Here is a 25,885-nt window from a genome sequence, read left to right on the forward strand (position 1 = left end):
TATAGTTTACAACTGTAAACGAAAAAAGTCAAGAAAAAATCATCTCCATTTGGGGAATGAAGATGACCTGTTATTATTTAGTAAAACAATATTTGGGGTTTGCTTTACCAATTTCATTCTAGCAAATTTAAATTCAATTCACAAACGAAGTGTTTTTTAAATTACTTTATAACCAGCCTCTGCAACGGCAACAGCCATTTTATCCATATCTGCTGGGGCAGAAAATTTAACTAGTGCTTCATTTTTTTTCAAAGAGACTTTCGCTTTTTCAACACCCTCAATAGCTTCCAAAGCATTTGTCACATGCATTACACAGTGGTCACAAGTCATTCCCTCAATTTTTAAAGTTTCTTTCATTTTATATTCTCCTTTTTAAGCAGAAATCTGCTCATGTTCATGTTTGCAAGCACAAAGTCCACTTGTTTCTAAGCAATTACAATGTTTTTGTCCTACCACTTCTTTGGCATTAAGTGATTCTTGCAAAAGTTCAATATCCTTTGCCGTCAAAGTCGATTTTTCAATCATCTCTTGCAAAACATTGACATGTTTCGTTTCACAAACTTTTTGGATCAGACCATCGGCCATTAAATTTATAGCCGTACATTCTTCCATCAATGGACGATAAACAAATTTTCTTCCTTCTTTTTCGGTAGAAAGCATTTCTTTTTTTACCAGTCGACCAAGTAAAGTCTTAACAGTGGCCAATGACCATTCTAATTCTTGGGGGATTTGCGCATAAATTTCATCAACTCGCGCTTCTCCTAGAGACCAAATTACACGCATAACGATTAATTCGGCATTTGATACATTAAATTCTACTTCGTTCATTTTTTCTCCTTTCCCTATTCATTTTCATAAGATAAGTTTACACGTGTAAACACTAAAAGTCAAGTATTCAACCTAAAAAATAAAATTCGAATTTTATCATTCGAATTCTTAAGTTTAATCTTAACCAAATAATTCTTCCATAATTTTACGTCCAGTGGGTGTTTGGGCCAAACCACCCTCAGCTGTTTCTCTAAAAGCAGCTGGTAGAGAACGTCCCACATTATACATGGTATTGACCACCTCGTCAACTGGAATCACTGTTTTAACCCCAGCCAAAGCCATATCAGCTGAAATCATTGCTTGTGACGCCCCCATTGCATTACGGTGAACACAAGGGATTTCAACCAAACCAGCAACAGGGTCACAAATTAAGCCTAACATGTTTTGCAAGACAATAGCAATCGCATAGCCTGCTTGTTCTGCAGAACCACCAGCAGCTAAAACGAGTGCAGCTGATGCCATTGCCGAAGCAGAACCGACCTCTGCTTGGCAACCACCCTCTGCTCCAGAAATCGTTGCATTATTTGCAATAGCAAGTCCAAAGGCTCCTGCTACAAATAAAAATTCCACTTGCTGTTCATGACTCAAGTCTAAAGTTTTAATAGCCGAAGTTAAAACACCTGGCAAACAGCCGGCTGATCCGGCAGTTGGTGTCGCACAAATGAGCCCCATTTGTGCATTCACTTCATTGACGGCAACCGCATCACGAGCTGCTCCTAAGATGAGCTCACCCGAAAGTGCTTTGCCTGATTTAATATAATCATCCATCAATTTTGCATCGCCACCAGTAAGACCTGTAAGTGATTTTTTACCAGCAAGCCCCTTTTTAACAGAATCAAGCATCGTTTCTAGGTTATGTTCCATCATTTCCCAAATTTGTTCACGATTTCGTCCAGTTTGTTCCATTTCAATGGCAATCATTAATTCTGTGACCGAGGAATAATTTTTTGAATCCTCGATTAATTCTTCTATATTTTTAAACATATTTATTCCTATACTGCTTTTAATTAAAGAAATTAACGGCGTGCAAACGAGGAATAAGTTTCATTTCCTCAATTACTTCCTTAACATTTGGTGTATCAACTTCTAAAATCATAATCGCTTTTTCACCCTTAGCTTCTCTGGTTACATTCATTTGTGCGATATTAATTTGATGTTCTGAAAGGACACTAGAAACTCTAGCAATCATCCCTGGAACGTCTTCATGAATGACCACAAATGTCGGAACACCAGCCGAAATTGCGATATCAAATCCATTCAATTCTGTCACTTGAATCATTCCACCACCGATTGAAATTCCAGTCACGGTCATTGTTCGATCCCCTTTTTTGGCGATTAAACGTGCGGTATTGGGATGTTCTGCTTTTTCTTCTGGATGTGGAACATAAGAAATTTCCATTCCTTGTTCAAAAGCAAGCTGAGGCGCCATTGGCAGACGTTCATCATCTGTATCCATTCCTAAAACACCTGCAACAAGAGCAACATCTGTTCCATGACCCCGATAGGTTTTAGCAAAAGATTCATAAAGATGAATCTCCAATTTTTCTGGAAGTTCACCGAAAATAGAACGTACAATTTTACCAATTCGAGCAGCACCAGCTGTGTGCGAGCTTGAAGGTCCAATCATCACTGGACCAATGATGTCAAAGACACTTTTATATCTTAAATTATCCATTTAAACCTCAGTTCTTACAAAGATAGTTTTTAAACTATCTTTTATCTTCAAATATCATAACATAATTTTCAAGCTTTTTCAGGCAAAAAAAAATAGCTCCGCAGAGCTATTTTCTATTGACGTCCTTTGTAAATTGAACGCGATTGACCATACCATATTTTGGTTAGCCATCTTTGAATCCAAGGTTGAACCCATTTATCTAAACCAAATGAACGACCTGAACCATTCATAAGTGCAATTGCCACTGGAATAAACCAAATGTTAACCCAGTAGAACATTCCTGAAAGTGAGAACATAACAGTCAATGCGGCTGTGGCTGCCGCTGCAATCCAAGTGAACAATCCAAAAATAAGGGCAAGTGCAAGGAAGATTTCAACAATTGACATGAATTTTTGCATAAACAATGCGACTTCACGGTTTGGAATCATAAACTTAAAGATAGGTTCCATCCAATGTGGCACTTTGTCAAAAACAGTCATTGGGTCAGAACCGTAAGCGTACGAGAGACCCCATTCAGTTGCTTTATGAGCAGCTTCGCCACCACCACTTGAAGCGGCTGTTGTTGCTGCGCCTGTAGCACCTGCGGCTGCATCGGCTACACTAGAACTTGATGAAGCAGCTGTTGAAGCGCCTGCGGCTGCGTCAGCTGCTTTTGGTGCTTCTTGCAACCATGAGAATGGGAATTTAAGGTCATTTGTAAACCAAGAACCTTTACCAAACCAAGTCGTTGGGTTGAAGTATTGACCATCACCGACAATTTTCTTAATTGCTTCGGTAAACCAAACCACACCATAGAAAATACGAAGTGGAACAGCCCAAAGTACATTTCCTTGACGTGAAGTATGACCACGCATAAAGTTACGATTATCTTTTACGCGGAAGACTTCATCCAAGGCATAACGCCAGAAATAATGTGCTGAACGAATTTGTAAAGTATAGATAAAGTAAACAATATTCTTCATCAACATTGCCCAGAAACCAGTTAGACGCATGCTACCGATTTTGGCAACTCCCCAAGTTGAACCAATTGAAACCATTGTTCCTTGGTATTTACTTTCATGTTTATGTTTGCTTCCACCATTGATGTCTGCAAGAATATTTGCCGCTGCTGTGTGTGCTGTTTGTTCCGCAGCTTCAACGATTTGTGGTGTTGGACGACCAGTATCTGGTTCAATATATCCTGAAACGTCACCAGCAACATAAATCCCTTTTCCTTCAAAACCAACAGCTTCCATGTATTCATTTGCTTGAAGACGATGTCCACGTTCTGTTTCATTAAGGTCTGTTTTTGCAGCTGTATTTCCTTGAACACCAGTTGTCCAGATTAATGTGTGAGTTGGAAGTTCTTTGGCAACTTTTTCTTCGTCACGCCCACCAACATTTACTTTGATATGATCTTTTGCTACTTCAACAATACCGTGGTTTGTTAAAACGTGAACATTTTTCTTTTCAAGATATGCATGAGCTTTATCTGCTTGTTTACGGTCTAAAGTATTAAGGATTGTTGGCATCATTTCAACAACGTTGATTGTGATTTCTTCTTCAGGAATCTTCCAATCTGTTGAAACTTTTTTACGCCAATCAATCAATTCGCCTGCCATTTCAATCCCAGTAAATCCTGATCCGGCAACTGAAATTGTTAAAAGAGCACGGCGTTTTTCATCATCAACTTCTGTTGATGCATATTGGACGATTTTTTCCAAATGACGTTTGATTCGCATTGCATCTTCAAGTGACCAAAGTGTAAACCCGTGTTCTTTAACACCAGGAACTCCAAAGTCATTTGGTTCGCCACCAAGGGCAACAATGACATAATCATAGCTATAACGACCATGTTTTGTGATTACTTGTTTGTTTTCTTTGTCAAGACTGACGACAGAGTCAGTGACAAGACTAACGTTTTTACGTTTTCCTAAAAGCTTTTGGAAATCATATTGTACAGTTGTGAATGGAACACGTCCTGCTGCAACTTCGTGAAGTTGAGTCATGGTTGTGTGGTAACTATGTTTGTCAATCAGTGTGATGTCAGCATCTGCTTTGAGCTTTTTAGAAAGCTCACGCGTCGCATGTACTCCTGCAACACCACCACCGATGACTACGATTTGTTTCTTAGTCATTTAGAATGGTTCTCCTACTAGTAATATAATAATAACGTCAGGCACTATTATATCCTTTTTAGAGCAATTTGTAAACTGTTACACAAGAAAAACTTTTCCAAATTTTTTTATGGAAAAGTTTTATATTTATATTTTATTTTAACTTAAATTGCCCCTTTGTGGAAAAGTTGGTCATTGATATATTTGAAGAAATAATGACCAGAACGAATTTCAAAGGTATAAACAAGATAAACCATGTGTTTCATGAATGTTGCTGAAAAACCACTTAATTTTGTTTTTCCAACTGTCCCAACCGCATAGCCTGAACCAATAGAAACCAGTGTTCCTCGATAATTTCCAACAAATTTGGTTTTTTCGCCACCTTTAATATCTGCAATGATATTTTTAGCGGCCGTGCTTCCTGTTTGTTCTGCTGCTTCTACAATTTGAGGAGTTGGGCGACCATTTTCGGGAACAATATAACCTGATACATCTCCTGCAACATAGATGCCATGATTTTCTTCGCCAATCGCTTCCATGTATTCATTTGCTTGAAGACGATGACCACGTTCTGTTTCGGAAAGTTGACAAGCTTCTGCTTCTGTATTTCCTTGTACCCCTGTTGTCCAAATTAAGGTATTTCCTGGAATTTCTTTAACAACTTTTTCCTCGTCACGCCCACCAACATTAACAGTGATATGATCTTGTGCTACAGCTGTAATTCCATGATTTACAAGGACATTGATGTTTTTATTTTGAAGGTAAACGAGTGCTTTATCTGCTAAACTACGGTCTAAAATATTCATAATTGTTGGCATCATTTCAACAATATTGATTGTAAATTCAGATTCTGGAATACCGTATTTTTTAGATGCTTTTTTACGCCAATCAATCAATTCTCCGGCCATTTCAATTCCAGTGAATCCTGAACCAGCCACGCTAAAGGTTAACAATTTTTTGCGTTTTTCTGAATCAGCTTCTTTAGCTGCTGCTTGAACCATTTCTTTCAAATGTGCTTTTATTTTCAAAGCATCTTCAAGTGACCAAAGTGTGAAGCCATATTCGTTAACACCTGGTACACCAAAATCATTGGGTTCTCCACCCATTGAAACGACTAAATAATCATAGTCATAGCTATTTTTATCTGTAATCACTTTTTTGTTAGCTTTATCAAGTTCAACAAGTGACTCTTTTACCACTTTAACGTTATTAAATTTTCCAATTGTTCGATTCAAATGATATTGAACAGCATCTGCCTCAACACGACTCGCTGCAACTTCATGAAGTTGGGTCATTGAAGTTTGAAAATCATGTTTATCTATAACTGTAATTTCTGCATCATTTTTCAAATTTTTTGCAAGTAAGCGTGTGGCTGAAACTCCAGCAAATCCAGCACCTACAATAACGATTTTTTTCTTAGCCATTTCTCTTGGCCTCCTACTAATAATAATTCCAAAAAATATTATACCTCTTATCGAAATAAATATACATTTTTCTGTTTATAAATTTACTTTCTGTAATTTTTAAAATAAAAAACCGCAGTATACGGCTTTTTTAAATAATTGAATAATTTTTTAAGACTTGACCCTCAGATACACCTAAACATTTCATGAAAGGAAGTATATAATCAATATCTTCAATATTTTTCTTTTGCATCAGTGAAATTCGGCTAATGCCTTGACTAACTTCTACTGTAACTTTATGGTCGTCGTTAATAAAAAGGTGAATACTATCACATGCTCCTTGATGAATACTGACGCCTAAAATTTTTCCTTTTTGAACTTCACAGGTTTGAGCGCCATGGAGATAGCTATCTACTACTAATTTCATTACGGTTGTTTCAATTTTAAAATGCTTTGGTTTTTGCTGATCATCAGCTTTTGAATCTTGGGCAAGTTCCATGTTATTATTTTTCATGGTTTAGCTCCTTTCCATTTCTTAATTCTATTTTATCAAGTTTTATTATGAGAAAAAAATGATATGAAAATAAAATTTATTTAATACTTTTAAGACTATAATACTGCCTTTCTTACTAGTTTAAATTTTACTGACGGTCAGCAAAAAAGACTGACCACATCAGTCTTTTTTTATTTTGTTGAGAAAAACAATGACTGCTTGGTTGAATTTCTCAATTTCTTCCAAATGTAAGATATGCCCACATCCTTCAAAAATTTGAACTTCTGAATTTGGATTGTTTTGTAATTCACGCGCTGCTTGAGCATGAATTGCTGGAAAAATCGGAGATTTCTCGCCGGCAAAAAATAAATGTGGTTTTTTTTCTTGCCCAAGCTCAGGACGCCAATCTTGCAAAATAACATTTTGCAGTAAAGGACGATAGCGTTTGAAATCAAAAGGTTTCATTCCATGTCCCAGTGTTCGTTTTACACTATCTGACAACTTTTTTTGTGTCAAACGAGTTTTTGGAAAATCATCAATAAATACTGACAGCTCTGTCAGTGTTTTCCCATATTGACCATTGAGCCAATCTGCCGATTTGAAGAAAGTTGGGGCCTGATCTTCTGTAATTATTGCTGATACATTTTCGTCAGTAAATAATTCTTCATAAGCCATAATTGTTGCCGCACCCATCGAATGGCCAATTAAGACAACATTTTTTAATTGTAAATAGTCAATTAATTCTTTTAGGTCCATTGCCAAACGGTGTAAAGTCAAGCCATAATCAACTTGTTGTGAATCTCCATGTGAGCGATGATCATAAGTAATCACCCGATAACCAGCATTTACAAATGTTTCTATTTGGGCAAACCATGTAACTTCACTGGACGAATAGCCACCAATTAGAATCAGAGGTTGATTTAACTGATTGCCATAATCATGAAAATTTATTTTTACTAAATCATTTGTTGTAAAAAAAGACATTTTTGTTTCCTCTCAAGCTTTTTCCAATGTTTTCATTGTAACAAAAATTCTGTCAGCACTGATCAATTATGATTTCTAGTAACTGATTATTCTTCAGCCAGATAAAAATACTGACAATAAGTAAAAAAATTCTGTCAGTAAAATTTTTTAATGATGAATTTAAAAACTGACAGCCTAGCTATCAGTTTAATTAAGAGATATGAGTAAATCATAATTTTTCTATCATTATTTCATTTTTATCACTGATTATTCTAATCCAAATGATCACCATTTGAAGCAAAAACATTTTTAAACCAATGAAATGATTTTTTTGGAATACGTTTATGACTTTTTGGATCCACATAAACAGCACCGTAACGTTTATCAATAGCACCAGATGAAGCAGGAATATCAATCAATCCCCAACCAAGATAACCCATAACTTCTATCCCGTCAGTAAATATTGCCTTTTTCATAGCTTCAAGATGTTTCTGATGATAAGAAATTCTCAAATCATCAGCAATTTTTGTTTTCCCATCCCAGATTTCTGACTGACCAATGCCATTTTCAATAGGAAAAACAGGCAATCCAAATTCATTATATAATCTACTTAGAATTCTTCTAAAGCCTTCTGGGTCAATGGACCAATCCCATTGATTATGTTCAAGCAACGGATTTAATTTCATTCCTTTAGTCAAATAAGAATTTGGTGCATCATTTTCTGTCAGCTGACTTGCATCAAGTAAAATTGAGCGATAATAAGAAAAAGAAATAAAGTCAGAAATTCCATTTTTTAAAATTTCTTCATCTCCTTTTTGAAAATCCATTTGGATGTTCTGATTTTTAACATAGGTTATAACCTCATGCGAATAATGACCAAAAGCATAAACATCACAGAGATTTCGATTATAAAATTCATCAAATTTTCTAAGATATAAATTATCTTTTGGTGAAAAAGTTGCGGGATATATTTCCGTAGTCGCCAACATTCCTCCTATTTTTGCTTCAAAATTTTCATGCAAAAATTGGGTTAATTCACAATGAGCAAGCATGGTGTGATGAAAAACAGTATACATATCAGAGAGTGTCAGCTCTTTTTTCAAAACTCCCGAATAATGCTCAAAACCGTCAGCAAAATAAAGATTATGCTCATTAAAAACAATCCAATATTTGACTTTGTCAGCAAATCTTTTCATCATTTCTTGCCCAAATCTTACAAATGCTTCTTTCACTTTTCGACTCAAAAAACCATTGTACTTTTCAGCCAGATTTAATGGCATATCGAAATGATAGAGACATATCATAGGCTCAATTCCACGAGCAAGCAAATCATCAATCAGACGATTATAAAAGGCAATTCCTTCCTCATTAAATTCACCATCGCCGTCAGGAACAATTCGTGACCAAGAAATTTGGAAACGATACATATTCATATTCATTTCTTTCATAAGATCTAGATCTTGGGAATAATGATGATAATTATCATTTGTTACTTGCCAATCTTTGGCAGAACGTCCAGCGGTATTCACATCATAGACAGAGGGCCCTTTTCCTCCTTCATTCCAGCCGCCTTCGGTTTGCATTGACGAAGTTGAATTCCCCCAGAAAAAATCTTTTGGCATTTTATTTTCCATTTTGTCCCCTTTTATCTTTAATTTTATAAAAAGAAATCCCGAAGAAAAAGTTTCTCCGGAGTTTCTAATCTCCTTATTCAATTACTAAGCAATAACTTCTTCAGCTTCAGCATTTGCTTCTTGTTCTAACAACATTTTGTCATATTTTTTAGCAAATGGAAGATAAATCAAAATTGATTCTAAAAGCGCAATAACTTGCAGCACTGCATATTGCCAGCCTCCGATTAAAAAGCCAGAAATAATTGGTGGAGTGGTCCAAGGCGCGGCAACACCATTCATTGGCGGAACAATGTGAAAATAAATCGCTCCGTAAACCGTAGCCGAAACGACTACTGGAACAAGAAAGAATGGCAGAGCAAGAACTGGATTTAAAACAAGTGGCAATCCAAATAAGAAAGGTTCATTGATATTAAATAAACCTGGGACTAACTCTACTTTACCAATTGACTTCATCTGTTCTGAACGAGCAAAGAAAATCGTAAAGATAATTAATCCAAAAGTAATTCCTGACCCCGAAAGATTAATAAAGTTATTATAGAATTCATTGGTCACAATATGAGCACCATTAGCTAAACTCAATTTGTGAGATTGATAAAGGGATGCATTGGCAAAGGTATTTGGAATCAGAAAGGCAGAGGTAATTGCTCCCATGATAATTCCACCATGAACCCCAAAGAACCAGAAGAATGGAACTAAGAGTGAGATAATAATAATTCCACCAAATGAGCCGCCTAAACCTTGTAGAGGGACAGATAACCAATGATAAATAAAAGTTACTGCATCGGTATGACCAATCTTATCAAATAAAGCATAGACAACCGTAGCAGCGACGACAATTACTCCTGTTGGAATCATTGAAGTGAATTGATTAGCAACATTTGATGGGACTTGTTCAGGAAGTGTAATCTTCCAGCCTGCTTTCATCATTGCTGAATAAGCCCAGCCTGATAGAATACCAATAATAATGGCCGCAATCATTCCTTGACCACCGTTCCAAGTTAAATTGAGCACTCCTGTCACTGGATTATTTAGAAATACTTGCATGGCATGAGGAAGCTTTTCAAAAGCAGCCGTTGCTTGTGTTCCTGTGAGATTCCCAATGCCTGAGGCTTCTTTCCCAGTAGCTAGTGCCGCTGTGATTGGATTTGCAATACTTAGAGATTGAACAATGAAAAATGCAGAGAGAGAAGTTAATCCTCCTTGTAAAGCAACATCACCAAATCCAGCTTCTTTGACATAAGAATAGCCAATACCGACTGCTGCCCAAATCGCTAAAATACCGAATGATACGTTAAATGCTTGGGTAAAAATTGCTGACCAGCCATTGTCTGATAACCATTTTGCCACAGGTGGAATTGGAATATTCGCCAGAATTAAGAAAATTGACCCAACAATGATAAATGGCATGGCAAAAAGCATTCCATTTTTCAAAGCAGTCATCGCTCGTGTATTCACGAATTTCATAATTGGCGGTAAGACTTTATTATTTATGAAGCCGTTCATAAATAAACCTCCTTTAAGATGTGAGCCCGACGGTTCTGAAATGAGGAAAATTGTCTTTTGTGCTGGCCTTTTGCCCCACCAACAAGTGCTTTAACACTTAGCTGGAATGCTCAACGTATTTTATCTATCTACGCAGCAAGCTGCTACGCTGTCCATTCGCTCTAAGCGACTATCTTTGCTGATTTCATCAGCTACGCTGTCCGTTTTCTCTACTTGCTAAAGCAAGTGATAAAAAGGCAAAGTTGCAAGGCGAATCGCATTTTCACTTATTTCAAGAAGGTCGAACTCAATTTGTTAAGACAGTTCAGATACTTTGAAGACTGTACTCTTTTAATTAAACCGCTTACAATACAATAATACCCCTTACAATTTTTTTTGCAAGGGGCTTTTCTATCTTTGTTACCTGTTACAGGATTAGTTACATTTATCAGCTTTTTCCATTGCCTGATGAGCTAGTATTTCAATAAAAGCAATGACTGGGAGCTGAGAAGTCAAATTTTCAAGTGGGTCATAGGCGGAATATTCCGTTTGGAATCCATAAGTTAAATTTATATTTGAAAGTTTGGATAAGGTCGTTTCTGGATGATTTGTAATTGAAATAATCTTTGCTGGTGCTTCCTCTCTTAGTTTGACAACTCGTTCAATAATCTTATCTGTTTCACCCGAAGCGGATAAGACAATGCTTAAAACGTCTGGTGCACCTTTGCCCTTAACGGCTTGATAAGGATCAGAAATGGCATAAGATTCTAAGCCAATATTTGTAAAATAGCGGGCACCATATTCAGCTAAAGCTCCTGAAGAACCTACTCCAATAAAAATAATATAACGAGCTTCTCGAATTAATTTGACAGCTTCTTCTAATTTTCTTCCCGCTTCCTTAGAGGTTATTTTTCGTAAAAATAGATCGAGTTGCAATAAATTTTCATAGTAATTAACTGGAATTTCTGTCAGTTGATTTTGGTTTTTAAGATAATATTTTAGTTCTACCCAGCCCTCAAAACCAAGTTTTCTGGTCATGCGCATAACTGTTGCTGTGGAAACATGGACAGCTTGTGCAAGCTGTCTGACTGACATTTTATCAATACTTGATAAATTAGATAAGATAAAATTAAATGTCGCAGTTTCTAGTTCATTGAGCGTTCGAACTTGTTCGGGCAAGAAATCAATCATTTTTACTGACCCAACCTTTCTTATGTTGTTGATTATTTATTTGTTATCCTGAGCGAACTCATCAGTATCGATTTTTATTTAATAAATAAATTACTGACAGAATTTTGAGGGTCAACTCTAAACTCTTCTGTGACTTCCAAAATAAAATAAGCCAGTCGACAAATTGTCAACCAGCTTATTTTACTTTTTATTCTTTAGCTCTCATTTTTTTTACTGACAGCTAATTATTATAAGATTTAACTGATAAATGTTCAGATTGTCATCTTTATTTTACAACAATATTAACTAATTTATTTGGAACAGCAATTACTTTGACCACGTTTTTACCTTCAAGAGCCTCAGCAACTGATTCACGGCCAATTTTTTCAAGTTCTTCACGCGCTAAATCTTTAGCAATTTTAATTTTTGCTTTTAATTTGCCATTAATTTGAACAACAATTTCAACTTCTGATTCAATTAATTTGCTTTCGTCAAATGTTGGCCAAGCAACATAAGAAATTCCAGCTTCATTACCTAATTTTACCCAAAGTTCTTCAGCAATATGTGGTGCAAATGGCGCCAAAAGTTGGACAAAGCCATTAGCGTATTCTAACGGTAAAGCTTTTGCTTTATTAACTGCATTAACAAAAATCATTAATTGGGAAATTGCAGTGTTAAAGTACATCAAGTCCAAACGCTCAGTAACATTTTTCACTGTTTCATTGTAAACTTTGTCCAACTCTCCATTATTTTCAGCTTTAATCTCTGAATTTTCAATCATTCGAACAGATCGGTCTAGGAATTTACGAGCCCCTTCAAGGCCTTCTTCTGACCATGGAATACTTGCATCAAGTGGACCCATGAACATTTCATAAACACGTAAAGTATCAGCTCCATAATGTTCAACAACATCATCAGGATTAACAACATTTTTAAGAGATTTAGACATTTTAGCTGGAGCTTGTTCAAGGGCTTCACCTGTTTCCATATGGTAAAAGCCACCATCACGTTTTTCAACCTTATCAGTTGCAACCAAGGCCCCACGATGATCACGATAAGAGGTTCCGAGAATCATTCCTTGGTTAAAGAGTTTTTGGAAAGGTTCTTTAGTTGGAACAACTCCTAAATCATAAAGCACTTTATGCCAGAAACGAGCGTAAAGTAAGTGAAGAACAGCATGTTCAGCCCCTCCCACATAGATATCAACTGGCAACCATTCTTTGAGAAGTTCTGGGTCTGCCAAAGCTTCGCTATTATTTGGGTCAATATAGCGAAGGTAATACCAACTTGAACCTGCCCATTGTGGCATTGTATTAGTTTCACGGCGACCTTTTAGGCCATCTGCGCGTGTGACTTCCAACCAATCTGTCAAGTTAGCCAAAGGAGACTCACCAGTTCCTGACGGTTTGATATCAGAGGTTACTGGTAAAACAAGAGGAAGTTCATCTTCTGAGAGCGCTGTTGATGTGCCATCTTCCCAATGAATAATTGGAATTGGTTCACCCCAATAACGTTGACGACTAAAGAGCCAGTCACGCAAGCGGTAAGTGATTTTCTTTTTCCCAATTTTCTTTTCTTCTAAAAATTCAATGGCTTTTTCAATCGCTTGTGCCTTGTCAAGTCCATTCAAAAATTCTGAATTAATATGAGGGCCATCTTCTGTATAAACAGCTTCTTCTACATTCCCACCTTCAACAACAGGCAAAATTTCAAGTCCATAGACCTTAGCAAATTCCCAGTCACGTTCGTCGTGAGCAGGAACTGCCATAACAGCACCATGTCCATAAGAAGCAAGAACATAATCTGCAACCCAAATTGGCATTTTACGGCCATTAATTGGGTTAATCGCGTAAGCTCCGGTAAATGCTCCAGTTTTTTCTTTAGAAAGGTCTGTACGGGCTAAATCAGATTTCAAGCTCGCTTTGCGACGGTATTCAGCAACAGCTTCTTTTTGCTCAGGTGTCGTAATAGCATCAACTAAATCATGTTCAGGTGCAAGCACAGCATAAGTTGCCCCAAAAAGGGTATCAGGACGAGTCGTAAAGACTTCAAATGATTTGTCGGTTCCTGCAACTTCAAAAGTCACATCTGCTCCTACTGATTTCCCTATCCAATTCCGTTGCATTTCTTTGATTGATTCAGGCCAATCGACTTCTTCAAGGTCTTCAAGTAAACGTTCCGCATAAGCTGTAATTTTAAGCATCCATTGGCGCATTGGTTTACGAACAACAGGATAACCCCCGCGTTCAGAAGTTCCGTCTGGAAGCACTTCTTCATTAGCAATAGCCGTTCCGAGTTCTTCAACCCAGTTAACAGCTACTTCTGCTTCATAAGCTAACCCTTTTTCATAAAGTTTAGTAAAAATCCACTGTGTCCATTTATAAAAATTAGGGTCAGTTGTATTAACTTCACGTTCCCAGTCATAACTAAAACCTAAGCTATTGATTTGACGTTTAAAGTTAGCAATATTTTCAGCTGTAAATTCTGCCGGGTCATTTCCTGTATCCATTGCATATTGTTCAGCAGGTAAACCAAAGGCATCCCAGCCCATTGGATGAAGAACATTGAACCCTTGAGCGCGTTTGTAACGGCTCAAAATATCAGTTGCAGTATAACCTTCTGGGTGTCCAACGTGAAGTCCTGCACCAGATGGATAAGGGAACATATCTAGAGCATAAAATTTTGGTTTATTTTTATCTGTTCCTGTACGGAAAGTTTTGTTATCCGCCCAGTATTTTTGCCATTTGGCTTCTATTTCTTGATGATTGTATTCCATATTAAAGATTTGAGTTCAATTTTATTAAACTCAGTTCCTTTCTCATAATATTGCTAATGTAAATTGTCTTTTATAATAAATTATAAGCGAGAGTTAGGTCACTTCCCGAAAGCTGTAAGCCATATTTTTGCTCATATTTTTTGATTTTATTAATCAGCGTATTTCGATGAACATAAAGTATTTTTGCTGCTTTCGTTTGATTGCTACTTGCTTTATACATTGCTTCAACTAGTTTTTGGTCTTCAGGATTTTCTAATAATTCTTTACGGATTTCTTGTAAAATTCTATTTTCTGATAGATTTAGACTTTCTGATAAAATGTATTCACTAAAAGTATGCTGACTTTCAAAAATTTTGTATTCTTCAGAATATACTTCAGAGAGTTTATTTTTCTCGACAAAACGGCCGACATAAGCCGTCACCTCTTCACCCATATCTTGCGAAAGGGTTTGAAAAATATCAAAAAGTTCTGAGTTTGTGGGACTATCAGTTGAAAATGCTTCTATCACAATTTTTTCTTCCCCAATGCTTTTTACAAAATCAGGTAAAAGTAGCTTTAAAGTATTTTCCAATTCTTCAAAATTATTTCCTGAAAATTGTAAAATACGATAGCGGCCATTAGGAAGTTTATCAGTCTTCAATTTTCTGTCAGTAAAAATCAATTCTGTCAGTAACTTTTCTCGCTCTGTCAGTTGACTGGGGTCAACTTTCTCGTAAAGTTTTCTAATTTTTTCTAGTTCCATTTTTTAAAAAAGCGACCTCTGGTCGCTTGAAGTCTTATCCTAAATCCACTTTGAATTCCAACAATTACTAGTTTAGATTTGTTCTGAAGGAAGATGTAATTCAAAGAGTGGTGACAATGGACGGCGTTCGTGAATACGAATAATCGCATCAGCAAGTAAGTGAGCAATTGAAAGTTGAACAATTTTTTCACTTTGACGTTCTTCTGGCATTTCAATAGTATCCAAAACAACGAGTTTAGTAATTGCTGAATTATTAATTCTCTCGATAGCTGGTCCAGAAAGTACGGCATGAGTACATGAAGCGTAGACTTCTGTTGCACCAAGTTCTTTAAGGGCATTGGCCGCTAAAGTAATTGTTCCGGCCGTATCAATCATGTCATCAATCAAGATACATTTTTTCCCTTGAACATCACCGATGATATTCATAATTTCTGCCACATTGGCACGAGGACGACGTTTATCAATGATAGCAAGTGATGCTTTCAAGAAGTTTGCTAACTTGCGCGCACGTCCTACTCCACCATGGTCAGGCGAAACGACAACGATATCATCACCAGCAGAAACCAATTGACGACGGAAATATTCAGCAATCAATGGTGAACCCATAAGGTGGTCAACTGGAATGTTGAAGAATCCTTGAATTTGTGGTGCGTGAAGGTCGAAAGTAATTAAACGGTCGGCACCAGCAATTTGAAGCATGTTTGCTACGAGTTTTGATGTGATTGGTTCACGAGCACGAGCTTTACGGTCTTGACGAGCATAACCATAGTAAGGTAAGACAATGTTAATTGATGCAGCAGAGGCACGACGCAATGCATCCATCATAATCAAGAGTTCCATCAAGTTATCATTGACAGGGTCACTTGTTGATTGAAGGATAAACACATGATCACCACGAACTGATTCGTCAATATGAACGACAGTTTCGCCATCCGAATGTGCACCAACACTTACTTTTCCAAGCTCAATTCCAATTTCTTTAGCCACTTTTTGGGCTAATTCGTGGTTAGAAGAGAGCGAAAACAACTTCAAATTTGAATACGACATGAAGAGCCTTTCTTTAATTCCTACAGAACATAGCAGTTCTATTTTATGTAATTCTATTTTACATTAAATTCTCAATTTTTTCAAACGCTCATCGGCTTTATTTTAATGGAACCGTTGACAAGTAAAAAAGCATTGCCCAAACTGAACAAAACTTTTTTACTTCTCATTTTATATTTTATAAAAGCTCTTTGAAAAGCCCTCTGACGAAAAATTCTTCATCAAAATCTTGTAAATCATTAAGCTTTTCACCTAAACCAATCAATTTAACTGGAATTTTAAGACTTTGAACGATTGACAAGACAATCCCACCTTTTGCCGAACCGTCAAGTTTAGTCAGAGCAATTCCTGTAATTGGAGTAACTGCTGAAAACTCTTTGGCTTGTTGAATGGCATTTTGGCCTGTTGTTGCATCAAGTGCCAAAATCGTTTCATGCGGAGCATCTGGAATTTCTCGTTTAATCACTTTACCAATTTTTTCCAGCTCTTTCATCAAATTATCTTTATTTTGCAAACGTCCTGCAGTATCCACAAGTAAAATATCATAATTTTCAGCTTTAGCTTTTGCGAGAGCGTCAAAAACGACTGCCGCTGGATCTGAACCAGCTGGTTTTGTGACTACTTCAACGCCTGAACGATTTCCCCATTCAACTAATTGGTCAATAGCACCTGCCCGGAAAGTATCCGCAGCTGCTAAGAGTACTTTTTTGCCTTCATTTTTATAACGAGCAGCTAATTTACCAATGGTCGTTGTTTTACCAACACCATTTACCCCAACAAAAAGGAAAACACTTAATCCATCCGATTGGATATCCAATTTTGTCGGTAATTTTTCACCGTCAAACTTATCAACAATTTTTTCAATAATCAATTGACGCAAGTCATCTGTTGATTTAGCATTAACTAATTTTGCTTCCTTGCGCAATTCTTCAGTCACTTCCATTGCCAAATCCACACCGACATCTGACATAATTAAAGTTTCTTCAAGTTCTTCAAAGAATTCTTCATCAACTGTCCGGAAGTTAGCAAAAAGTTCATTAAATCCGTCAGAAAAAGTCTTACGAGTTAAAGTTAATGACTGTTCATATTTTTTCTCAGTTTCCTCACGTGATTGAGTGAAAATATTAGCCAGAGCATCAATATCAATGACAATCTCTTCTTCCTCATCTTCGTCAGTAACTTTTTTCTCAGTCACTTCTGTAGTTTCAGAGATTACTTTTTCGTCAGTAATTTTTTCTAATTTTTCATCATTTTCTGGTTTAACAATTTGTTCGTCAGTAACTTCTACTTCAACCTTTTCAGAAATAATAGGTTCATTTTCACTGACAGGTTCATCCGTAATTTCTGGCTCAACATCAATCATTTTACTGACAGACTCGTCAGTAACTTTTTCTACTTTTGCTGGCTCTTCATTTACCTCAGGCCGTTTAGTAGTTTCATTTTCTTTTTCATTCTTGACTGTTTCAGTGATTTCACTAGATTGATTTTCACTGACAGGCACATCATGATTAGTTTCCTCTTGTTTCTTCTTTCCGAAGAGTCGGTCAAAAAGTCCCATTTTTTCTCCTTAATAAAATATCACATTTTGATGATAAAGTTCATTCATATAATGAAAGATTTTAATTTAATTTTTTTCTTAAAAATGCAAGCCCTAAAACAAGGACTCCAACGGCTGAAAAATCGATTACCTTTGAAAGCAAAACGAAAGCCGTGGTCTCTACAAAAAAGGCTAATAAAATGACTGACAAAGCATGAAAAATAAAAACCAAGCCCATAAAAAGAGTCATTATTAACATTTTTCTGTGATTTTCACCCTCGCTAGCAAGCTCTAAAAGCGGTCGATTTAGAAGGACTGACAGTAAAAAAATCGTTCCAATAGCAGCCGTTAAAATCGGGTGCCAGAGCTTGAAAGCAAGATTATTTCCATGCGTCAGATAAACAGCTAAGAGTGAAATTAAAAAACCAATAATTGCCACTAAAGAAACAGGATTTAACTCTTTTTTTCTAATTAAAGACCAGAGCATATGAACAACTGGAAAGGCTGTTGCAATTCCTAAAGCTAAAGTGTCTGAATTCCCAAGCATTTTTAAAAACAAATAGGCAATAACTGGTAAAATAATCGCAAAAATTAAACTCGGCAAATACTTTTTTAGTTGAACTTCATCTTTCATTATTAGTCCTTAGAGTACATATTTTTCAATAATATGAGCAACAGCGTGTTGGTCATTAGTTAAATCAGAAATAATTCTTGCTTCTTCTTTAACTGCTGGGACAGCATTTGCCATAGCAACACCATATCCTGCCCAAGAAATCATTGATAAATCGTTTGCTTCATCTCCCATGGCCATTACATTTTCTGGTTTTAAGTTTAACTGATTAATCAATTGTGTCAAACCATAAGCTTTATTAATTCCTTTTGGCATAAATTCTAAAAGCTTTGCTTGAGTTTTAAAAATCTCAAATTGGTCAAAATAAGATTCAGGAATTTTATCAAGACTAGCGTCCAACAATTCTTTTTCTGTACAAGAAACAATCTTATTATAAACCACATCAAGTGGAACTTGATCAAAATCAACTTTGATAAAAGTTAAAAGCTTATTTAAAGTGTCATATTGCGAGTCAATTTTACTTTTCGTCATATAAACTTTTTCTTCACTCAAAACATCGCAAGGAATGCCAAGATTTGAAGTCAATTCTTTAATTTCTAAAATTTCATCATGTGAAAAACTTTTTTTAGATAAGATTTGACCCGTATTTCTTTGGACCAGACCACCATTAAAGGTAATTGAAAAATCTTCAAAATCAAGCATTTCTAACGTTTTGAGAAAGGGTTGAATTGCAATCAAAGGACGCCCCGTTGTTAAAACAACATGGACCCCTTTTTGTCTTGCTGCATTAATAGCCAGACGATTTTCTTTTGAAATTTCTTTTGAAGAGTTGAGTAAGGTTCCATCCAAATCTAGGGCAATGAGTTTAATTTCTTTATTCATTGTTTAATTATAGCACACTGTATCAGTCAGGTTCAATAATGCTCACTAAAGTCAGATTGAGAATTAAACATTTACTAATATTTTTAGATTATTCATAAAAATGTTTGACAAATCTAAATCTTTTGATTACACTTAGAATAATTAAAAAAACGAGGTCCAATAAATGACTTATTTACAAGCTTCTCTTAACTTGTTGTTGAAGGAGGGCTCACACTAGCTAATTTAAGCTAAATGTGTGAGTCCTCTTTGACGTTTGTCATTAACGAGGACGAAGAGACGTCCTCAGGACGTCTTTTTTTAATGTTTTATTATCAATTTATTAGTCAATAAAAGAGAGACGTCTCTGCTTATTGATTTAGAAAGCTAGGAATTATCGTTGGAAACTAATCAATCCTTAAAGAAAAAAATGGCCGCACGCCATATTACTATGATTGCTCTTGGTGGAGCAATTGGTGCTGGTCTTTTCAAAGGAAGCTCATCAGCCATTGCTGCCGCTGGTCCCTCTGTCTTAATCGCTTATTTTATCGGAGGAATCGTTCTTTATTTTGTAATTAAGAGTTTAGAAAAGCTTGTTCTAAGTTCAAAAGATCCACACGGCTTGTCCGGACTTGTTCAGCCTTATCTGGGTAATCATACGGCTGATTTTACGGACTGGGTTTATTGGTCAATGTGGATGATTAATATCATTGCTGAGGCTGTTGCTGCTGCAAGTTTTTTGCAGCTCTGGTTTGCTAATGTTCCCACTTGGGTTTTTGTCTTGATTATTGCCCTTTTAACTTCCCTTATTAACTTATTCTCAGTTGCTCTTTTTGCTGAGACAGAATACTGGTTGGCATTTATTAAAATTAGTGTTGTTATTTTGTTGATTATTTTTGGTGTTTTTCTTGTGGCAAAACAAATTTTTGATACTAATCTAGTGACTACTTTCTCTGGAATGACCGCTCATGGTGGCTTTGCTCCTCATGGCTTTAAAGGGGTCATTAATTCTTTATTAATTGTTATCTATTCGTATGGTGGTTCTGAATTAATTGCTATTACAGTTAGTGAAACAGAAGATCCTAAAAGAGCCATTCCTAAAGCCATCCGTGGTGTAATCGGTCGAATTATTTCATTTTATATTATTCCGATGTTCTTACTTCTTGTGATTTATAATTGGCAAACGTTGGCTACTTCTTCAATGAGCCCTTTTGTGATGGTCTTTAATAAAATGCATATTCCTTTTGCTGGCGATATTGTCAACTTGATTATCATTCTTGCCCTCTTCTCATCAATTAATTCTGGAATCTATGCTTCATCTCGCCTTTTGTATTTCCGTTTAAAAAATCGTCAAGGTAAAATGGCTCAAAGAATGGCTCATTTAAATAAACATCACGTTCCTCAAAGAGCAGTTATTTTCTGTTCAGGTACACTTTATATCGGTGTTGTTCTTTCTTATTTTGTCGGTGATCGTTTGTTTAATTACTTGGCTGGTTCCCTTTCTTACACTGTTTTAGCCGTTTGGGTCTTAATTAGTCTCGCTGGTTTTGGTCTCTCTCTTAAAACAAAATCATTATCCGGTAGAACAATGAGTCTCTTAGCACTGATTGCTCTCTTTCTCATTCTGATTGGTATTTTATTTACTAATCCAATTGGTGTGACTGTCTTCACAGCAATTCTTTATTTCATCATCTTTATCAGTTATCGAAAAAAGAATGATTCTGTCAGTAATTTAAACTAATAAAAAAGACTTGATAATTAATCAAGTCTTTTTGTTTTTACTGACAGAATCATCTGTCAGTATTTTTTTGCTCAAAAGATTTTTGAACAAAATAACCAGAAAGCCAAATTGCAAATAGAATCCCTAACATTCCTAAAAGCATGGCGGCAACTTCAGCCATCAGCAATTTTGAATTAAAAATATCCGCCAAGCGATAGTTTAATCGTACAAACCAGAGAATTAGACCGACAGTTGCCCCCAAAACTCCAAAAAAGAGGGTATTGACAGCCGTTCCCAAAATTTGTTGAGATATAATTTCTCTTTGATTTTTAAATTGGTCAAGACTCATGTTTTCGTCCTGCTCAACAACTTCCGAAAGGCTAGCTGCTAAAGCCATCGCTGATTCTGCTACCGCTCCAAGCATGGAAATAACCATGACTACAATGGCTACATTTGAAAAATTAAGCCCCACATTTAATGACAGATTTTCCAATTCATCAACATCTTCTGTAGCAAATCCCTGAAATTGACCAAAATGTTGAATGATTAAAGCAAGAATGAGCAAAGATAAAACAACAATGATACTCGTTTTAAAAGCAATCAACGTGACTTCACTTTCATCAGCAGACATAAAGATAGCTATTGCCAAAATAATTACTGACAGAACTATCAGAACTGCTATTGCATTAAATCCCCAAGAAATTAAAGTAATTAACACAAAAATAGCAATAAAATTAAAGGTCAAACCAATTAAATTTCGTAAGCCATCTTTTTTGGCAACGATAAGCATCAACACAATCAGTAAAATTAATAGGATCAAGAGTGCATTCATAAAGAACTCTCCTTTCCTTGATGACTTCTAGTCAAAGCAAAACTTGTGAAAACAGCGGTAATTGGCACAGCTAACACGATTCCAATGGCCGAAATAATTGTTTGTAATAACCCAAGATTAAGACCAACCGTTGCAATATAAGACCAAGAATTTCCATTTCTCAATAATAAAAGCGTCATCGGCAAAGTTTCCGCCATGAAAATCATGAACAAAACATTTGTCAAAGTTCCAATGAGCTCTTGCCCAATTGAAATTCCTGATTTAATGTAATCTTTTCTGACCATATTTATTTTGTTCAATTTATTTTGTCTAGCCATACCAAAAAGCCCTGCAACAATATCACCTGTACCATCCATGATTGCCCCTAAAACTGAAATCATTGTCCCAACAAAGAAAAACTCTGATGGATTTTGGGTGACATAGTCCAAATATTCAAAATGAATACCCGAATTCCCTGTCATTTTTAGAACGAATAAAACAACTGAAAAAGTTAAAGCAGTGGTTAATACGGTAGTTATAAAAGTATAGAGCATCTGTTTTGTGGGTCCCAAGACAAATAAAAGGGAGGAAGCTGCAAAAATTACTGACAGAATCCCAAATAGCAAAATGACAGGTGGATTAAATTCAACGTTAAGGGCGATGACAATCACAAAGTAAAGAAGGTTTAAGACTAGAGATAAGAAAAGAAAAATTGAAGCCCTAAATCGTTCAAAACTAATGACAAAACCAATAAATAAAACGAGTAGTCCAACAATTAGTGCATCCCTTTTTAAGGTCACAATTTGATAATTTCCCGATATTTTCTTTAAGATTACTTGCTGACCAACACGATAAATTTGTCCTGTTGTTTGAGAGAGAGTTGTTGTGTTTTTTAAATTTAAATTGCCAGGCTCTGCTCCTTTTGCATTGAGGACTTTTATTGACAATTCTTGCGTGACTTGACGGTCTTTATTTTGAAAATCATCACTCACTTCGTGACTACTTACCGTTTTGGCAACCGTAATTTTGCCAACTGGCGCCTCGTACAAAAATTGGTCATGACTCACAAGAAAAAATGCAACAATAGCAAAGATTATGGGAAGTAGCATTTTCTTGAATATCCATTTTATATTCATAACTTTCCTTTTTTCATCGACTAAAACAATGAATTTTAGTCCTATTTTTTTATGACAAATCAAAAGACGACAAAACTGCCGTCTTTTTTATTAGGCTTTTAAATCACTGACTTTATTAGAATGTTCTATCGTATCATGCAAAGTTGCTAAAGCTTCTTTAGACTTTCCAAAAGTGAAGAATTGATAACGTTTGCCAGCATAAGAAAATCCAAAACCAAATTTAGTTGTTTTTACGGCTGTGATATATTTCAATTCAATTGTTTTCATTCGCACTCGGGGGAAAGTTGTAAAGTGAAGCTCGTCATCAGCAATGAAGAAACGGTGTGGCCAAATCAAAGTGATAAAGATAATATATGAAACAATCGCCAAAATAGTCAAAAACCAGTTGCCTTCTTTATTAAATTCATAAAAAAGTGTTCGCTCAAAGCTTAAAATGATGATGCCCCAGAGCAAAACTAATCGATGATTAAGTGACACTGGCAGAAAATATCCTGTTTTCATTGGTTCCTCTCTTAATATAAAGTGCTGACCAGCCTCAAAATTAGATTAACTCATTTTGAAACATTTTGTCAGTAACTTATCTTATTTTTATTAATCTTTCACCTTTGGTGAATCTTGTCCTTTTTCAACTTCTGGAATTTCAACCGAATAATCTGGTAAAGTTGATTTTCCTTGATTTTGACTAAGTAAACTATTTGATCTAGCTGCTAAATCTTCATTTTCTTTCTTCAATCTCTTCTCGGTTGCCTTGACCGTATAGTTGTAATCTTTAGGGTCAACAGCTTTAAAGCCTTCTGGCGTATAGAACCTGAGGAGATTTTGATTATTTAATTTATCAGATGCTTTTAAGAGATCAGAAACTTTTTGCTTGGTTTCTTTAACATATTGTTCTTGCTGAGCATTAAGTTTTTCAATCTGCAAGCCCGTTTGAGTATCATAATAGTTTCCATTCAAACTTGGTTGAGTAATGGTTGGAGTAACAAATCCACCATTTCTTAGAGCAACAAAATCTTGACGACCAGAAGCAAACATATCTTGACCAAACTGTACATATTTTTTCGTATCAATCCCAAGTAAATGCTCAAGCGTTGGCATAACATCAAGTTGACCAACATAAGTATTGATAATATGACCATTTGTTTGTCCAGGAATATCTACCATGAATGGTGTTCTTTGTAACATTGTACTATCGTAACTATTGAAAGTATCAGCATTATAGCCAACATAAGGCGCAAATGCCTTATTATCACTACCAGAAATTCCGTAGTGGTCACCATATAACACAATAATTGATTTATCGTATAAGCCAGATTTCTTCAAATAATCATAAAATTGTTGAACTGCTTGGTCTAAGTAATGAGCCGTTTCAAAGTAACCGTCAACTAATTTATTCCCTGAATCAACAGTTGCAAAGTTCGGATCTTTGTCTTCATCATCCATTGTATATGTTAAGTGATTTGTAACTGTCAAATACTTAACATAGAAAGGTTGTTGCATTTGTTCAAGCAATGGTACAGAATCACGGAAGAGTAATTTATCTTTAATTCCCCAAGGACTCATATTTGATGCGGAATTATCAAAGAAACTTTGGTCAAAGAAGTTTTGATAACCCATTTGTTTGTATGTATTCAATCGATTATAGAAAGCACCAACGTTCCCATGAACCACAGCTGAACTATAACCATCGGTTTGATTCAAGATAGCCGGCATTGCTTGGAAAGTTTGGGTTGAACCATATTTGGCAAAAAGTGAGCCAGCTGGTAAACCAAATGTTGATGTTTCCAATAGATTTTCGGCATCAGAAGTTTTTCCTTGTCCAACCTGATTGAAGAAATTACTGAATGAGTAAGTCGAATTTGAATGATAGATTGAATTTAGGAAAGGCGTAACAACATGTTCTTTTCCGTCTGTTCCTTTAATTTTCAAATCAATCAATGCTTGTTGGAAAGATTCCAAGTGAATCTCAATAACATTGCGGTTTTTAGCAATTCCATACATTTTCAAGTTCGGTGCTAAATAACGATTTGAAGCAATGTATTTTTGAATTTCTTGCAAGCTTTCTTTGCTGGCATCTTTCCGTTGCGTATTTGCTAAATTCGTATAATAACCGTCTGTTAACATCCATGGGCCTAAGCCAAGATATCGAACAATATAAGTTTTATCTGATTGGGCCTTACGCAAAATCAATTGGTGTTTATTAAAATCTCCAAACCAGAAATTCAAACCAAACAAAGCCAAGCCCATTGAAAGATAAGTAAATGCTCTTTTCGCACCAACCGGTCGTTGGTCGAATTTCATTTTTTTAGCAATCAATAAAACAATAATGACTACAAGGTCAATCCAATAAACCCAGTCCATCAAATGAACAGGCACCGAGCCAAAATCAAAACCATGTTGGAACATTCCGGCCCCACCAGTCATCGTATCAATCGTGATGAAATCGGTGAATTCTCGATAATAGAGAATATTAAGATAGAGCAAAAAGTTTGCAGCTATCGTTAAGACCAGTGTCGCTAAATAGAAAAGCGAAGTTCTTCTAATAAAGAGTAAAACAGCAAAACAAATAGCTGTAAAACCAATTGGGTTAATAATCATCAGCAATAATTCTGCTGGACCAACTCCGCGAAGATTAAAAACTCCAAAGTAGGCAATCATCGATTTTACCCATACAAAAAATACAATAAAACTAAGCAAACCAACACGTGTGTTGAAAGCAGATAGTAATTTTTTCAATTTATTATCCCCAGAAAATATACTCATTCTTCCTTAATTTAAAGAAAAACTGCAGTCAATTCATTAATATAAAACTTATTAATGAATACGAAAAACGCCAATTTCATTATTTTTTTAATAATGAAATTTTTTAAATTCATGTTTTTGTTGCTTAAATTATACGACTTTCCTTATTTTTAGGCAAATCATATACCAAGCCATAAATTAGGCAGT

Annotated in this window: 21 protein-coding genes and 1 pseudogene; 1 reads left to right on the plus strand and 21 read right to left on the minus strand. The window is 35.7% G+C overall.

Annotated elements, in window-relative coordinates:
- Positions 1 to 156: 156 nt before the first annotated feature.
- From HFD15_RS07205 to HFD15_RS07285, 17 genes and pseudogenes are all read right to left on the minus strand, one after another.
- Complete coding sequence (locus tag HFD15_RS07205; RefSeq protein WP_021722979.1) at positions 157 to 357, minus strand: heavy-metal-associated domain-containing protein; 201 nt, start codon at positions 355 to 357, stop codon at positions 157 to 159.
- Between the two features lie 15 nt (positions 358 to 372).
- Positions 373 to 828 (minus strand): CopY/TcrY family copper transport repressor, encoded by a 456-nt coding sequence (locus HFD15_RS07210; RefSeq protein WP_003132584.1) that lies wholly within the window; start codon positions 826 to 828, stop codon positions 373 to 375.
- Between the two features lie 120 nt (positions 829 to 948).
- Positions 949 to 1,812 carry an L-serine ammonia-lyase, iron-sulfur-dependent, subunit alpha gene (sdaAA, locus tag HFD15_RS07215; protein ID WP_012897488.1) on the minus strand — a complete coding sequence of 288 codons (864 nt, stop codon included), beginning with the start codon at positions 1,810 to 1,812 and terminating at the stop codon, positions 949 to 951.
- Positions 1,813 to 1,831: 19 nt separating this feature from the next.
- Positions 1,832 to 2,503, minus strand: a complete 672-nt coding sequence (gene sdaAB / locus HFD15_RS07220; RefSeq protein WP_012897487.1) for an L-serine ammonia-lyase, iron-sulfur-dependent subunit beta — start codon at positions 2,501 to 2,503, stop codon at positions 1,832 to 1,834.
- A 113-nt stretch (positions 2,504 to 2,616) separates the two neighbouring features.
- Positions 2,617 to 4,620, minus strand: a complete 2,004-nt coding sequence (locus tag HFD15_RS07225) for an NAD(P)/FAD-dependent oxidoreductase (protein ID WP_015426135.1) — start codon at positions 4,618 to 4,620, stop codon at positions 2,617 to 2,619.
- Positions 4,621 to 4,781: 161 nt separating this feature from the next.
- Positions 4,782 to 6,023, minus strand: a pseudogene (locus HFD15_RS07230) (NAD(P)/FAD-dependent oxidoreductase); the annotation flags it as partial.
- 130 nt (positions 6,024 to 6,153) lie between these two features.
- Complete coding sequence (locus HFD15_RS07235; protein WP_021722976.1) at positions 6,154 to 6,516, minus strand: hypothetical protein; 363 nt, start codon at positions 6,514 to 6,516, stop codon at positions 6,154 to 6,156.
- A gap of 159 nt (positions 6,517 to 6,675) precedes the next feature.
- Entirely contained in the window at positions 6,676 to 7,479 is an 804-nt protein-coding gene (locus HFD15_RS07240) for an alpha/beta fold hydrolase (RefSeq protein ID WP_017864342.1), read from the minus strand.
- Between the two features lie 251 nt (positions 7,480 to 7,730).
- Positions 7,731 to 9,092 (minus strand): glycoside hydrolase family 1 protein, encoded by a 1,362-nt coding sequence (locus HFD15_RS07245; RefSeq protein WP_081199428.1) that lies wholly within the window; start codon positions 9,090 to 9,092, stop codon positions 7,731 to 7,733.
- Between the two features lie 84 nt (positions 9,093 to 9,176).
- Positions 9,177 to 10,595 carry a PTS sugar transporter subunit IIC gene (locus HFD15_RS07250; protein WP_015426130.1) on the minus strand — a complete coding sequence of 473 codons (1,419 nt, stop codon included), beginning with the start codon at positions 10,593 to 10,595 and terminating at the stop codon, positions 9,177 to 9,179.
- 414 nt (positions 10,596 to 11,009) lie between these two features.
- On the minus strand, positions 11,010 to 11,765 hold the full coding sequence (locus HFD15_RS07255; protein WP_003132572.1) for a MurR/RpiR family transcriptional regulator: 756 nt from the start codon (positions 11,763 to 11,765) through the stop codon (positions 11,010 to 11,012).
- A 265-nt stretch (positions 11,766 to 12,030) separates the two neighbouring features.
- The gene (leuS, locus tag HFD15_RS07260) at positions 12,031 to 14,520 is read right to left on the minus strand and encodes a leucine--tRNA ligase (RefSeq protein ID WP_058208776.1); all 2,490 of its coding nucleotides are present in this window, start codon (positions 14,518 to 14,520) and stop codon (positions 12,031 to 12,033) included.
- A gap of 70 nt (positions 14,521 to 14,590) precedes the next feature.
- On the minus strand, positions 14,591 to 15,262 hold the full coding sequence (locus HFD15_RS07265) for a helix-turn-helix domain-containing protein (RefSeq protein ID WP_058208775.1): 672 nt from the start codon (positions 15,260 to 15,262) through the stop codon (positions 14,591 to 14,593).
- A gap of 72 nt (positions 15,263 to 15,334) precedes the next feature.
- A complete protein-coding gene (locus HFD15_RS07270; protein WP_167593347.1) occupies positions 15,335 to 16,309 on the minus strand; it encodes a ribose-phosphate diphosphokinase in 975 nt (324 codons plus the stop codon).
- 175 nt (positions 16,310 to 16,484) lie between these two features.
- Entirely contained in the window at positions 16,485 to 17,864 is a 1,380-nt protein-coding gene (gene ftsY / locus HFD15_RS07275) for a signal recognition particle-docking protein FtsY (RefSeq protein ID WP_023163911.1), read from the minus strand.
- A 61-nt stretch (positions 17,865 to 17,925) separates the two neighbouring features.
- On the minus strand, positions 17,926 to 18,477 hold the full coding sequence (locus HFD15_RS07280) for a hypothetical protein (protein ID WP_003132565.1): 552 nt from the start codon (positions 18,475 to 18,477) through the stop codon (positions 17,926 to 17,928).
- Positions 18,478 to 18,486: 9 nt separating this feature from the next.
- Positions 18,487 to 19,296, minus strand: a complete 810-nt coding sequence (locus tag HFD15_RS07285; RefSeq protein WP_011835534.1) for a Cof-type HAD-IIB family hydrolase — start codon at positions 19,294 to 19,296, stop codon at positions 18,487 to 18,489.
- Positions 19,297 to 19,672: 376 nt separating this feature from the next.
- Here HFD15_RS07285 and HFD15_RS07290 point away from each other — a divergent pair, with 376 nt between their 5' ends.
- The gene (locus HFD15_RS07290) at positions 19,673 to 21,013 is read left to right on the plus strand and encodes an amino acid permease (RefSeq protein WP_167593348.1); all 1,341 of its coding nucleotides are present in this window, start codon (positions 19,673 to 19,675) and stop codon (positions 21,011 to 21,013) included.
- A 49-nt stretch (positions 21,014 to 21,062) separates the two neighbouring features.
- On the opposite strand, the gene HFD15_RS07295 is transcribed toward HFD15_RS07290, so the two are convergent.
- The 4 genes from HFD15_RS07295 to HFD15_RS07310 form a co-directional block, all read right to left on the minus strand.
- Positions 21,063 to 21,824, minus strand: a complete 762-nt coding sequence (locus HFD15_RS07295) for a YibE/F family protein (RefSeq protein WP_003132559.1) — start codon at positions 21,822 to 21,824, stop codon at positions 21,063 to 21,065.
- Complete coding sequence (locus HFD15_RS07300) at positions 21,821 to 22,939, minus strand: YibE/F family protein (RefSeq protein WP_023188837.1); 1,119 nt, start codon at positions 22,937 to 22,939, stop codon at positions 21,821 to 21,823. The genes HFD15_RS07295 and HFD15_RS07300 overlap by 4 nt, the downstream gene beginning before the upstream one ends.
- Before the next feature lie 90 nt (positions 22,940 to 23,029).
- On the minus strand, positions 23,030 to 23,440 hold the full coding sequence (locus HFD15_RS07305) for an EbsA family protein (RefSeq protein ID WP_167593349.1): 411 nt from the start codon (positions 23,438 to 23,440) through the stop codon (positions 23,030 to 23,032).
- Between the two features lie 90 nt (positions 23,441 to 23,530).
- Positions 23,531 to 25,699 carry an LTA synthase family protein gene (locus HFD15_RS07310; protein ID WP_012897477.1) on the minus strand — a complete coding sequence of 723 codons (2,169 nt, stop codon included), beginning with the start codon at positions 25,697 to 25,699 and terminating at the stop codon, positions 23,531 to 23,533.
- Positions 25,700 to 25,885: the final 186 nt, after the last annotated feature.

Source organism: Lactococcus sp. EKM203L, assembly GCF_011800585.1.
In the GTDB taxonomy this organism is placed as follows: Bacteria; Bacillota; Bacilli; order Lactobacillales; family Streptococcaceae; genus Lactococcus; species Lactococcus lactis.